The 12,577-nt window shown below is 60.9% G+C and carries 12 protein-coding genes; 6 read left to right on the top strand and 6 right to left on the bottom strand.

Translation table 11 applies throughout. From position 1 onward, the window contains the following. Nucleotides 1–316: 316 nt before the first annotated feature. The 3 genes from H8F23_RS01620 to H8F23_RS01630 all read right to left on the bottom strand — a co-directional run bounded on the left by H8F23_RS01620 (nt 317) and on the right by H8F23_RS01630 (nt 3,515). Nucleotides 317–1,414, bottom strand: a complete 1,098-nt coding sequence (locus H8F23_RS01620; RefSeq protein ID WP_194933181.1) for an extracellular solute-binding protein — start codon at nt 1,412–1,414, stop codon at nt 317–319. A gap of 2 nt (nt 1,415–1,416) precedes the next feature. Then, nucleotides 1,417–2,526, bottom strand: a complete 1,110-nt coding sequence (gene aguA, locus H8F23_RS01625; protein WP_194933182.1) for an agmatine deiminase — start codon at nt 2,524–2,526, stop codon at nt 1,417–1,419. 104 nt (nt 2,527–2,630) lie between these two features. Continuing rightward, a complete protein-coding gene (locus H8F23_RS01630; RefSeq protein ID WP_194933183.1) occupies nt 2,631–3,515 on the bottom strand; it encodes a LysR substrate-binding domain-containing protein in 885 nt (294 codons plus the stop codon). A gap of 377 nt (nt 3,516–3,892) precedes the next feature. Here H8F23_RS01630 and H8F23_RS01635 point away from each other — a divergent pair, with 377 nt between their 5' ends. Beyond that, nucleotides 3,893–4,408: an HvfX family Cu-binding RiPP maturation protein gene (locus H8F23_RS01635; RefSeq protein WP_194933184.1), complete on the top strand. Its 516-nt coding sequence runs from the start codon at nt 3,893–3,895 to the stop codon at nt 4,406–4,408. Nucleotides 4,409–4,411: 3 nt separating this feature from the next. Here the strand turns inward: H8F23_RS01635 and H8F23_RS01640 are convergent, their stop codons facing one another. Then, nucleotides 4,412–6,028, bottom strand: coding sequence for a L,D-transpeptidase family protein (locus H8F23_RS01640; protein ID WP_194933185.1), 1,617 nt, complete (start codon nt 6,026–6,028; stop codon nt 4,412–4,414). A gap of 151 nt (nt 6,029–6,179) precedes the next feature. Between H8F23_RS01640 and H8F23_RS01645 the strand changes: the two genes are divergently transcribed. The 4 genes from H8F23_RS01645 to H8F23_RS01660 all read left to right on the top strand — a co-directional run bounded on the left by H8F23_RS01645 (nt 6,180) and on the right by H8F23_RS01660 (nt 9,462). After that, nucleotides 6,180–6,893 carry a murein L,D-transpeptidase catalytic domain family protein gene (locus tag H8F23_RS01645; RefSeq protein ID WP_194933186.1) on the top strand — a complete coding sequence of 238 codons (714 nt, stop codon included), beginning with the start codon at nt 6,180–6,182 and terminating at the stop codon, nt 6,891–6,893. 230 nt (nt 6,894–7,123) lie between these two features. Then, nucleotides 7,124–7,381 carry a DUF2790 domain-containing protein gene (locus H8F23_RS01650; RefSeq protein WP_064389346.1) on the top strand — a complete coding sequence of 86 codons (258 nt, stop codon included), beginning with the start codon at nt 7,124–7,126 and terminating at the stop codon, nt 7,379–7,381. 9 nt (nt 7,382–7,390) lie between these two features. Then, nucleotides 7,391–8,062: a heavy metal response regulator transcription factor gene (locus H8F23_RS01655; RefSeq protein WP_016985270.1), complete on the top strand. Its 672-nt coding sequence runs from the start codon at nt 7,391–7,393 to the stop codon at nt 8,060–8,062. Then, nucleotides 8,059–9,462, top strand: a complete 1,404-nt coding sequence (locus H8F23_RS01660; RefSeq protein WP_194933187.1) for a heavy metal sensor histidine kinase — start codon at nt 8,059–8,061, stop codon at nt 9,460–9,462. Before H8F23_RS01655 ends, H8F23_RS01660 begins: the two co-directional genes overlap by 4 nt. A gap of 55 nt (nt 9,463–9,517) precedes the next feature. Here H8F23_RS01660 and H8F23_RS01665 read toward each other — a convergent pair whose 3' ends face one another. Continuing rightward, entirely contained in the window at nt 9,518–10,930 is a 1,413-nt protein-coding gene (locus H8F23_RS01665; RefSeq protein ID WP_194933188.1) for an MFS transporter, read from the bottom strand. A 103-nt stretch (nt 10,931–11,033) separates the two neighbouring features. On the opposite strand from H8F23_RS01665, the gene H8F23_RS01670 reads away from it, so the two are divergent. Beyond that, a complete protein-coding gene (locus tag H8F23_RS01670) occupies nt 11,034–11,921 on the top strand; it encodes a LysR family transcriptional regulator (RefSeq protein ID WP_194933189.1) in 888 nt (295 codons plus the stop codon). On the opposite strand, the gene H8F23_RS01675 is transcribed toward H8F23_RS01670, so the two are convergent. Next, complete coding sequence (locus H8F23_RS01675; protein ID WP_034155563.1) at nt 11,918–12,538, bottom strand: cell wall hydrolase; 621 nt, start codon at nt 12,536–12,538, stop codon at nt 11,918–11,920. The two genes, H8F23_RS01670 and H8F23_RS01675, sit on opposite strands and share 4 nt — an antisense overlap. Nucleotides 12,539–12,577 lie beyond the last annotated feature (39 nt).

The following is a 12,577-nucleotide window of genomic DNA, read 5'->3' on the forward strand; positions in this document are numbered from 1 at the left end:
GGGGACTGATTGGGGGATATTGGAGATTTACGTCGACTTGAAATAACCCCTGTGAATCCATGATCGCCAAGACTTCTCAAACCCATAATCGACTGCCCTCACCCTAACCCTCCCGAAACGTCGGACCGCCCAAAGGTAGAGGGGACTGATTGGGGGATATTGGAGATTTACGTCGACTTGAAATAGCACCTCTGAATCCATGATCGCCAGGGCTTAAATCCATAATCGACTCGGGTTTTCAGGTCGATGTTTAACGCAAGACACCTCGGTCGGCCCCCTCTCCCACTGGGAGAGGGCTGGGGTGAGGGTCGGCTTTTCACAGCCCGGACTTCAACCGACTGAACGCCCGCATCAGCGCCCGATTGAACGCCTTGCCATTATCATTTTTGCTGTACAGCGTGGCCCTGACGTCGGCCGACGGATACGTCCCCGGATCATTGCGAATCGATGCATCGACCAAACCATCCGCCGCCGTGATCGCGTTGGCGTAATGAATGGTGTCAGTGATCGGCGCAATCACCTCCGGCGTCATCAAATAATCCATCAGCGCCAACCCGGCCTGCGGATGCGGCGCGTCCTTGGGCACGACCATGGCATCGAACCAGATCAACGTGCCCTCTTTCGGAATCCGGTAACTCAACTTGAACGGCTTCTGCGCCGCCTCCGCCTGCCCCGCCGCGATCGCCACATTGCCATTCCACGACATCGCCACGCAGGTGTTGCCGTTGGCCAGATCGCTGATGTTCAGGTCGTTATCGAAGTAACGAATGTACGGCCGGATCTTCGCCAGTTGCTGCTCGGCGAGTTTCAAGTCATCGAGGTTCTGCCGGTTGATGTCCAGCCCCATGTACTTCATGACGGCGGCAAATACCTCGTTGGGATCGTTGAGCAGACTCACCCCGCAGTCAGCGAATTTCGAAACCACTGCCGGATCGAACAACATCGCCCAACTGTCCGTCGGTGCATCGGGCAAACGCTGCTTGATCGCCTGTTCCTGATAGCCCACACCGGTGGTGCCCCAGGCGTAAATCCCCGCATAGCGATTGCCCGGATCGAACACCGCCATGTGCTGGCGAAACTCCTCGCCAACCCCGGCAAAGTGCGGCACCCGGGCCTTGTCCAGCGGCTGGATCGCGCCGCTTTCGATGGCCCGCGACAGATGCTGCCCGGCGGTCAACACGAGGTCGTATCCGCTGCGCCCGGTGAGCAATTTGGTCTCGACGGTTTCCAGCGAATCGAAGTGATCGGCGACCACATGAATACCGGTCTTCGCCTCGAAATTCTTCAGCGTATCCGGCGCCAGATACTCGCCCCAGATGTACAGATTAACCACCGGTTTGGCGGAGTCAGCGGCCTGCACACATAGGGGTGCAAGCACCAGCAATAACGCTTGAGTCAGTTTGTGCAGGCCCATGATTACACTCCTTTGCCGGCGTATTGCGGCATGGTGATGCACGCAACGTTGCCGCCGCCAAGGAGGATTTCCCGGGAGTTTTCGATGCCGACAATCTTGTGCTGCGGGAACAGTTCGGCCAGCGTCGCCATGGCAACCTTGTCGTTACGATCACCGAACAGCGGCACCACGATCGAGCTGTTGCCTGCGTAGTAGTTGATGTACGACGCGCAGATTTTCGTGCCGGCTTGACGGGTGTGAGTGCTGTCCTGCTGATCAAGGCCTTCGGCTTCTTCGGCAGTCCACTCGAGCACATCCGGTTGCGGCAATTTGTGCACGATCAGCTCACGACCACGGCTGTCGCGGGTGCTGCGCAGGATGTCGAAGGCCTCTTGGTAGATTTCCCACTGCGGATCGTCGCGGTTATCGGTCCATTGCAGCACCACTTCGCCGGGACGGACGAAACAGGCGAGGTCATCGACATGGCCATCGGTTTCGTCGAACTTGCAGCCGCGTGGCAGCCAGATCACTTGCTCGGCACCGAGGTAATCGGTCAGGCGTCGGGTCACTTCGTCCTTGCCCAGATGCTGGTTGCGATTGCGGTTGAGCAGGCATTGTTCGGTGGTGAGGATGCTGCCCTGGCCATCGCTCTGGATGCCGCCCAACTCGGCAATCAGCGGCGCGCGGTAGCGGTCGAAGCGCTCGATTTCGAGGATTTTGCTGGCGATCTGATCGTCCTTGTCCCATGGGTAATAGAGACCACCGTCGAGGCCGCCATAGGCGTTGAATTCGAAGTCGACGCCGCGCACTTCACCGCTCTGGTCGTTGACCACAAAGCACGGGCCGCTGTCGCGAAACCAAGTGTCATTGCAGGTCATCTCGACCACACGCACTTGTGGCGGCAACTGCCGACGTGCCGTGGCGAACTGCGCGGCAGAGGCGCACACAGTGACCGGCTCGCTGTGGGAGATGGCGGTGACGATTTGCACCCAGACTTTCTGTGCAGGCTTGGCGCCGTTGCGCCAGACATCGGTGCGCTCCGGCCAGCCGAGCCAGCAGCCGGACTTAGCTTCGAATTCTCCGGGCAGACGGAAGCCGTCTTGTTTGGGGGTGGAGTCGAGCAAACGTGCCATGGTCAAACCTCGTCTTCGCGATAGGAATGGAATGACCACAGGCTAAGGGCGCAAGCCACGCGCTCGCCAACGATGATTATTGCGGAACAGTTGAATTCAACTCATCAATCGGCCAGTTGATCGTTGAACCATTCGAGCATCTGTGCCACCGCCGGACGCTCCAGCCGCAGCCGCTCGCAGACCAGCGCATATTGGCCGAGCGCGGTCATGCTGGAGGCGAAGGGCCGCACCAGCCGGCCACTTTGCAGATCTTCCTGCGCGGTGAGGTTGTCGCCCATGGCCACACCCTGCCCTTGCGCCGCCGCTTCCAGCGCCAACCCGGCGTGGGCGAAATACAACTGACGCTGCGGGCGTAGATCGCCGGCGTGGCTGGTCAGCCAAGCGGTCCAGGTCTTGCCATCCTGATCGTCGTGCAGCAGGCAGTGGCGAGCCAGATCCTTCGGGGTTTTCAAAGTGCCTTGGTTGAACAGGCCGGGGCTGCACACCGGGAAGAACTGCAAGGCTGGCAGCGGCCGAACGAAGTAAGCACTGCTGTCCACCGGGCCGGTGCCGTAGGTGATCGCCAGGTCGATGTCTTCGCCGGGCGCCGTGGCATCGATCGGTTGTTCGTAGAGGTGCAGGGTGATGTGCGGGTAGCGCGCATAGAAATCGGTGAGGCGACTCATCAGCCACTTTTGCGCGAGTTCGGCAGTGACGGCCAGTCTGAGCACAGCCAGCGAGGATGGATCTCGCAGCTCTTCGCAAGCATCGCCGATCAGTTCGAAGGCTTGTTGCAGGCTTTGCATCAAGCGGCCGGCGGCGATGGTCGGGCGGATTTGTCGACCTTCGCGGATGAACAGCGAGACGCCGAGTTGTTCTTCAAGTTGACGGATTTGATGGCTGACGGCGCTGTCAGTGACGCACAGTTCGGCGGCTGCACGGCCGAAATGCGCGTGGCGGGCGGCGCATTCGAAGGTGCGCAGGGCGGCCAGGGAGGGAAGTCGTCGCATGTGGGGGGGTCCGTTTTTTTGGTCATGCTGACTGGCTCGTCGATTTGAGTCCAGCCCGTTACCCTCACCCCAGCCCTCTCCCGGAGGGAGAGGGGGCCGATCGGGGGATATTGAGGATTTACGCCGACCTGAACGTGCTTGGGTGAATCCATAATCGACTCGGGTTTCCAGGTCGATGGATGACGCAAGACACCTCGGTCAGCTCCCTCTCCCTCCGGGAGAGGGCTGAGGTGAGGGCAAGCTGTCTGTATCGCACTGTATACCCCGAAGCCGCAGACACACCCAAAGCACAATCCCCCACCCCGCCGACACACACCCGATACACCCCAACGCTGAAATACCCCGGTCGATTTCACTCAACTCACCGGAGCTGCATCATGACCGCCACCCTTTCAACCGCCATCAAAACCCTGCACCTGAACCTCGACCGCGCCGGCACCTGGCTCGCCCCTCTGACCCTGCGCCTGTTCATCGCCTGGGAATTCTTCGAATCCGGGCTGGAGAAATTCAACGGGCAGAATTGGTTCGAAGACATCCAGGACAAATTCCCCTTCCCGTTCGATCACCTGCCGGCAACGTTGAACTGGGAACTGTCGATGTGGACCGAGCTGATCTGTGCGCTAGCGATTCTGGTGGGGTTCGGCACGCGCATCTCAGCGATTTCGCTGATCGTGGTTACCGTCGTCGCCACCGCCGCCGTGCACTGGCCCGCGGACTGGTCGTCACTGAGCGAGTTGGCGCAGGGGTATGCAATCACTAACAAAGGCTTCGGCAACTTCAAGCTGCCGGCAATTTACCTGGCGGCGCTACTGCCGCTGGTGTTCGCCGGGGCTGGCAAGTTGAGTGTCGATGCTTGGCTGGCGCGGGTGTTCTGGAACCGAAGCACCCGCTGAGGCTCAATGCGCTCGATCTAGCCCCACCAGCAATGCGCTGTCGCGACTGTAGATGTCCGGTGAGTAACGCACGCGGCCACTGCTGTCGACCTGTGCCGTCCAGTAAGTCATCAGGATCGGCACCGGTTCCGACAAGCGAAATTCGTGAGTGGTGCCGGTGGCCAGCAAGGTTTCGGTGCGGGCCTTTTCCGCCGGGGTGAGCAGCAGATCACGCAGTTGCATCGGGTGTTCGACCCGTACACAGCCGGAACTGAAGGCGCGCGGACCTTTTTCGAACAGCGCCTTGCTTGGCGTGTCGTGCAGGTACACCGAGAACGGGTTGGGGAAGCGGATGACCATTTGCCCCAACGGATTACGCGGCCCGGCGTCCTGGCGCAGCATAATGTTGCCGGGATTGTCCCAATCGATGTCCGCCGCCGCCAGCGGCTGCCCGTTGGCGTCTAGCACTTGCAGGTTTTGCCGGCTGAGGAAGGTCTGGTCCTTGCGGATTTCCGGCAGTTTGTCTTCTTTCCAGATGGTCGGCGGCACGGTCCAGGTCGGGTTCAGGGTCAGGCGTGTCACCCGTGATTTCAGCAGCGGCGTCTGGCGTTCGGCGCGGCCCACCTGAGTACGCGTCTGCCACACCGCCACACCGCCCTGATACAGCGTCAGTTCCGCGGCGGCGACGTTGACCAGCAAGCCATTGGGCTCCAGATCCTGAGCCATCCAGCGGAAACGTTCGAGGTTGACCCGCAGTTGTTCGCGGCGAATCAGCGGACTGATGTTGAGTTCGGCAATCGTTCCCGGCCCGACTACACCGTCAGCCTGCAGCGAATGGTTGGCCTGAAAACTCTTCACCGCGTCGACCAGCACGCCGTCATAAGCATTGCCGGACGTACCAATGATCTGAGTCAGATAACCTTCGTTGTAAAGACGCTGGGCCAGTTCCGGCACGCGTTTGTCTTCCATGGCCGGGCGCAACAGCGGCCCGCTGCCCACCGACTGCCATTGCGGCAAGGCTTTGAGCCGTTGCGCGGCGTAGAGCTGACGCAGGTCCTGATATTGCGCCAGACGCGGCCGGGCCAGATCGAACGCAGCGGGAATGTCGTGCATGCCAGGTACGGCGATCGCCAACAATTCCGCCTGACGGTCGCGCGGGGTGGCGTCGGCATGCCACAGCGGTTCAAAGTGTGATTGCAGCAGGCGACCGTAATGCAAATCCTGCAGGGCCTGGAGGTAGTTGCGGCTGATGTCGATGTCGGCACATAACTCGCCATCCTGCGGCACGGTGGTCGCGATCGGGTAGCGTTTAGGATTGAGGCCATCGTCGGCCAACAGTTGCAATTGCGCCTGCAAGGCCGGCAATCGTGCCGAGTCACCGGCCCACACCGGCATCCAGTCCTGCTGCTGGTAGAACGCTTGCAATTGCGTCAGCGCCGGGCCGTTGAGATGCGCGGCAATCGCCGGGCATGACTGCGCCAGACTGATCAAAACCGCCTGCAACGGACTTTGCGGCTCGACCGGCATTTCTGCCGGTGGCGTCGGCAGTGTTTCCAACGCCGGCAGCGGCTCATCGGCACAAGCGACAAACGGCGCAGCGAGCAAACAAATGCTCAAGTAGCATGCGTACTTTTTGAACAACTGCTTTACTCCAATCCATGGCCGTCTAGATGATGGCCAACCTTACATCAGGTGCGCTGAACAGTCAGGCTCGATCTGCGGGCTTGCCGGTATTGACTGGGAGTCAGGAGCCAAAGTGCCAAATAAGTAGCAAGTGAGGACACTTTATAAAATGTTGACGTTTTTGCGCCGACTGCTGTTGACCACCGCGACCCTTGTCGCCGTGTCCAGTCCCGTTTTTGCCGCCGGCAAACCATCGCCGGTTCTCTACACCAGCCTCGCGCACGCCGCGCCAGAACTCAATCCCCAAGCGCTGAAAGGTGCCCTGAACGCCATGCAATGCGCGGTCAACAGCGGTGCGAAACCGTCGCGCCACCTGGCGATCATCGACTATTCGCAGCCGTCCACCGAACGCCGCCTGTGGATCTTCGACCTCAGCAAAAAGAAATTGGTGCTACGCGATCTGGTCGCCCACGGCTCCAACTCCGGGGAAAACTTCGCTACGCAGTTTTCCAATGTCGAAGGCAGTTACCAGTCGAGCCTTGGCCTGTTCCGCACGCAGGAAAGCTACAGCGGCACCCACGGTTATTCGCTGCGCATGGACGGTCTGGAGCCGGGTTTCAATGACATGGCCCGTGATCGCGCGATCGTCATTCACGCCGCCAGTTATGTGAACCCGTTGTGGAGCAAGAAACAGGGGCGCATCGGTCGCAGCCAGGGTTGCCCGGCAGTGCGACCGCAGATTGCCAAGCAGGTGATTGATCGCCTGAAGAATGGCCAGTTCATGTTTTCGTGGTACCCGGATCAGCGCTGGCTGAAGTCGTCGCCGTACCTGAACTGCCAGCCGCAGCAAGTGGCGAGCATCCTCAATACCCACGCGAGCTGACGGCCACCACAAATCCCCTGTAGGAGCTGCCGAAGGCTGCGATCTTTTGACTTTGACTTTTAGAAGCAAGATCAAAAGATCGCAGCCTTCGGCAGCTCCTACAGGGAGATTCGCAGTCACTTTCATTACAACTTTGTCATTCAGCTGTCGGTTTGCCGTGCGGATCGCTCGGTAGCCTGAAGTTGTCCCGGCGCCAATGCCGATCAACTCCGACCACTGAGTGACTGACCATGAAAACCCTTCTGCTCGCCTTCACCGCCCTCCTCGCCACCGGCAGCGCGTTCGCCGCGAACATGCCCGACACCGCCGTGATTCATGACAAATCCGGTTTCTACGTCAATCTGGATGTCGACAAAGTCCTGTCCAGCACCGATATTTCACAAGCGTGTGGCGTGGTCCCGGCGCAATTGAATTACCTCGACCATCAGGGCCGCGAACATGTGCTGGACTATCAGGTACAAGGCAGCGGCTGCATCAATGACCATTGAGACTGATCGATGAATATTCTGGTTGTCGAAGACGAACCCAAGGCCGGTAATTACCTGCTCAACGGTTTGCAGGAACTGGGTTACAGCGTCAGCCTCGCCCGTGACGGCGCCGACGGCCTGCACCTGGCGCTGGAACACAGTTTCGACGTGATCGTGCTCGATGTGATGATGCCGAAAATGGATGGCTGGGAAGTCCTGCGCCGGCTGCGCAAGGAAGCCGACACACCGGTGCTGTTCCTCACCGCGCGCGACGATATCGCTGACCGCGTCAAAGGCCTGGAACTGGGCGCCGACGATTACCTGATCAAGCCGTTTTCCTTCGCCGAACTGGTAGCGCGCCTGCGCACCCTGACCCGGCGCGGGCCGATCCATGAAGACGAACAACTGCAAGTGGCCGACCTGCAGATCGACGTGCTCAAGCGCCGCGTGACGCGCGCCGGGGTGCGCATCACCCTGACCAACAAGGAGTTCGCGTTGCTGCAGTTGTTCGCCACGCATACCGGCCAGGTTCTCGCCCGTTCGCTGATTGCTTCACGGGTGTGGGACATGAATTTCGACAGCGACACCAACGTGGTTGATGTTGCCGTGCGCCGCTTGCGGGCGAAGATCGATGACCCGTTCCAGCTCAAGCTGATCCATAGCGTGCGTGGCATCGGCTATCGCTTCGATACGCAACCATGAACGCCCATCGCCCGTACTCCCTGACACTGCGTCTGGCGCTGGTGTTTGCCCTGCTCGCGTTCGCCTCGCTGGCCGGCCTCGGCGCTGCGCTGTACGGCGAACTCGAAGCGCAACTGATTCGCCGCGACGACATCTCACTGGTCAGCCGCGTCGATCAGTTGCGCACCTTTCTCAATGACAGCAACACCCTCGAATTGATCAAGAACAAACCGGCATTGTTCCAGAACATGCTTGGCAATCGCGAAGCGTTGCTGACCATTGGCACGCCGGGGCAACCGCCGCTGCTGGTGGTCAATCCGGGCAATCTGAGCACGCCCACGTTGCCGCCGGTGCCCAGCGACCAGCCGATGACGCTCAAGGACGTGCAGCACTTGCCGAGTGTCGACGGCGTGCCGTTTTCGGCGGTGGCGGCGAGCATCGATTCCGGCGAACTGGGCAACTTGCAAGTCACCACCGGGCGTTTGATGAGCGAGCGCACGGCGATGCTCGCCAACTACCGCTTGAGTGTTTATGGCCTCGCCTCGCTGGCGGCACTGTTGCTGGCAGTGGTGGGCTGCCTGCTGGTGTATCGCGGTTTATTGCCGTTGCGGCGACTGGCGAAACACGCGCATGGCATTGGTGTCGGCAACCTTGGCGAACGCCTTGCCAGCAGCGGTGCACCACGAGAATTGCAGCCGATGATCGAGGCGTTCAACGCCATGCTCGATCGACTCGCCAAGGGCTTTGCGCAGTTGAGTCAGGTCTCCACCGACATGGCCCATGAGCTGCGCACGCCGATCAACAACCTGCTCGGCGAAACCCAGGTGGCGCTGCAGCAGAACCGCAGCATGGAGGCCTATCAGCAACTGCTCGCCTCCAACGTCGAAGAACTGGAGCGCCTGACGCGGATGCTCGACAACATGCTGTTCCTCGCCCGTACCGATCCGGCCAGTGCCTTGAGCCAGCGCCAGGAGCTGGATGCAGCGGATGAAATGCAGCGGATCGCCGATTATTTTGAAGGCCTCGCGGCGGATGTCGGGGTGTGCATTGAGGCTCGTGGTAGCGGTGTGATCTGGGCCGAACCGATGCTGCTACGCCGTGCGCTAGCCAACCTGTGCGCCAATGCGATCAAGTACGGTGCGGCGGATTCGACGGTGCAGGTGGAGGCGATTGCCGAATTGGATGGCAGTTATCTGCGGGTACGCAATCAGGGCACAACCATTGCCCCTGAACATTTGGCGCGGCTGTTCGAACGCTTCTACCGCGTTGATCAGTCCCGTGAGCGTTCGGCGCAATCGAATGGTTTGGGCTTGTCGATCGTCGCGACCATCATGCAGTTGCATCAGGGCCGCTACAGCGTCAGCAGTGTCGATGGCATCACCTGCTTCGAACTGTTTTTCCCCGCCCGGCAATCAACATAAATCGCCAACACACCACAAATCCTGTGGGAGCGAGCTTGCTCGCGAAAGCGGTGTGTCAGTCACCGGAGATGCTGGCATTGCCGGCCTCTTCGCGAGCAAGCTCGCTCCCACAGGGGATCGGTGCTCGGCTGATGATCAACGCCATGAGCATCAACGCCACCGCGACGCCAAAAGTGATGTGCAATCCACTGGCAATCGCCGTTGCCGGCGCTTGTGTCGGATCCCCCGCCGCCAGCGCAAACACCGCACCCATCACCGCCGCCCCGGTGATCAATCCCAGATTACGTGCCAGTCCGAGCATCGCCGAGACCACGCCGCGCTGCTCCTGACGAACACCCGCCATCAATCCGGTGTTGTTGGCCGCCTGAAACAGCGCATAGCCGACGGCGACCACTGCAATCGGCAGCAAATAGGCGAGCAACCCCAGACTCATCGGCAACAGCGCCAACAAGCCACAACCGCAGGCCATGGCGAGCAACGCGCCCGGCACGATGCGCCGCGCGCCGAAGCGGTCCACCAGACGCCCGGCCGGCACACCGCCAAACGCAGACAACAACGGCCCGAGCGATAACGCCAAGCCGACCACGGCACTGCTGAGGCCCAATCCGCGACTCAGGTAAAAGGGTCCCACCACCAGCGTGGTCATCATCACGGTCGTCACCAGCAAGGTCAGCGCCAGGCTGCTGCTCAATCGCCGGTCAGCGAACAGTGACAAGCGTATCAGCGGCGCCTTGGCCTTCTTCTCGATCATGAAGAACAAGCCAGCGCCGCCCAGGCTGGCCAGCAGCAATGGCAACATGAAACCGTCGAGCGTCATTGCCAGCGCATAGGCCGCCAGCGTGAAGACCAGCACCGCGCTGCCAGAATAATCGAACGTTACTCGCGGCCCTGCTGCGCGATCCGCCGGCAGAAAGCGATACACCAGCCAGACATTGAGCAAGCCCAGTGGCACGTTGAGCAGGAAAATCGCCTGCCAGCCGACATGCGTCATCAACAACCCACCCAGCGACGGCCCAAGACTGGTGCCCGTCGCCGACATCGTCGCCAGCAAGCCCATCGCACTGCCTGCCCGCGTCTTCGGCACCGCATCGGCCACCAACGCCACTGTCAAAGCGAACATGATCGCCGCGCCAACGCCTTGCACTGCCCGCGCGCCGATCAGCCAGCCCAGTCCCGGAGCCAACGCGCAAGCCAATGAGGCGCTGGTGAAAATGCCGATCCCGATCAGCAGCAATCGCCGCCGACCAAAACCATCGCCCAGACGCCCGACACTGACGATCAATGTGGTGATCGCCAACAGGTAAGCGAGCACGATCCATTGCACCTGTTGAAACGTCGCCTCGAACGCCGCCGCCAGAATCGGCAGCCCTGCGTTGGCGATGCTGGTGTCCAGGGAAGGCATCAACATCGACAAGGCCAGACTGGTCAGCGCCCAGCGGGCGGGAGTGCTCAGAGGTTCTTGGGGCATGGCAGGCTCACAGTGCAAAGGTGATGCGTCATAGCCTGAGCCTCGACAACACACGGCGCAAGACGCATGCTTTGCATTCAATACCTGCATGGAACGCCATGTCATGACTGCACCGGATCTGAACCTGCTGATCACCCTCGACGTCTTGCTGCGCGAAGGCAGCGTCGCCCGCGCCGCCAAATGCCTGCGGTTGAGCCCGTCGGCCATGAGCCGCGCCCTCGCCCGTTTGCGCGAAACCACCGGGGATCCGTTGCTGGTGCGAGCAGGTCGTGGCCTGGTGCCAACGCCGCGCGCACTCGAATTGCGCGAGCGGGTCAGTCATCTGGTGCAGGAAGCCGAGGCGGTTTTACGCCCTGCCGAAGTGCTCGACCCGCGCCGATTGCAACGTACCTTCACCCTGCGCAACACCGACGGTTTTGTTGAAACCTTCGCCGCTGCCCTGCTCGCACGCATCGCTGAAGAAGCGCCGGATGTACGCCTGCGCTTTGTGCAGAAAGCCGACAAGGACAGCACACCGCTGCGCGAAGGCCGCGTCGATCTGGAAACCGGCGTGGTCGATGACAGCACCGACCCGACACTGCACAGCCGCATCCTGTTTCAGGATCAATGGATTGGTGTGGTGCGTGAGGGGCATCCTTTGAGCACGGGGAAAATCACCAGCAGGCGCTTTGCCGGCGGCGAGCACATTCTGATCTCCCGCCGCGGGCGCAGCAGCGGCCCGGTCGACGAAGCGTTACTCGCGCTAGGGCTGACACGAGACATCGTCACCTCATTCGGTGGATTCTCGGCGGCGCTGACGCTGGTGCGTGAGTCAGACCTGATCGCCACGGTCCCGCAGCGTCATACCAGCAAACTGCGCACGGGCCTGCACAGTTTCGCCCTGCCCTTCGCGATGCCGGACATCAGTGTGTCGATGCTCTGGCATCCGCGCATGGACGCTGACCCGGCGCATCGCTGGCTGCGCGATTGTGTGCGGCAAGTCTGCGCTTAACGCGCGTCGCCGCCGGCAGGTTTGTAGAAGAGAAACTTTTTCGTTTCGGCAGTCTTGCGATATTCCTTGGCCCAGCTCGGATGAACATTGCGGTCGTGGAAATACAGCGCGCCGTTGGTGCGATCCTTGAGCTGGCGGTTCAGCGCTTTGCGGGCGATATCCTTGGCCAGCGTGTATTCGGCATCTTCCTTGACCTGATCCGGACGCCCGTCGCACCACCAGGAAAACTGGCAGCTCTTGGTTTCCGAACCTTGTTTGACGACAGCGCACACCGTGTCGGGAAAGCCCTCGTGACCGAGGCGATTCATCACCACACTGGCCACCGCTTCCATTTCCGGCGTGTCTTTGCCTTTGGCTTCCCAATAGATACTACGCGCCAGGCAAGTGATCGGATCGTCCAGCGGCGCCGCGCCGGCCGGGTCGACCGCTTGCACTTCGGTCGGGGTGATGGCTTCGGCTTTCGGTGCCGGTGCGGCGCTGACCTTGTCCGCCGCTTTCTCTTCCAGCACTTGGGCTTTTTCTTCAGCCTTCGCTTTGATCGGGGCCTGATCGGTGGCCCATGCAGAGCCTGCCAACAGGGTGAATACGAGACAACCCGCCCAGCCTTTCAATCCCATGTCTGTTCTTCCGGCAGCGCCCGAGTCGGGCAAGGTGTT

It is taken from the genome of Pseudomonas neuropathica, assembly GCF_015461835.1.
Lineage (GTDB): Bacteria > Pseudomonadota > Gammaproteobacteria > Pseudomonadales > Pseudomonadaceae > Aquipseudomonas > Aquipseudomonas neuropathica.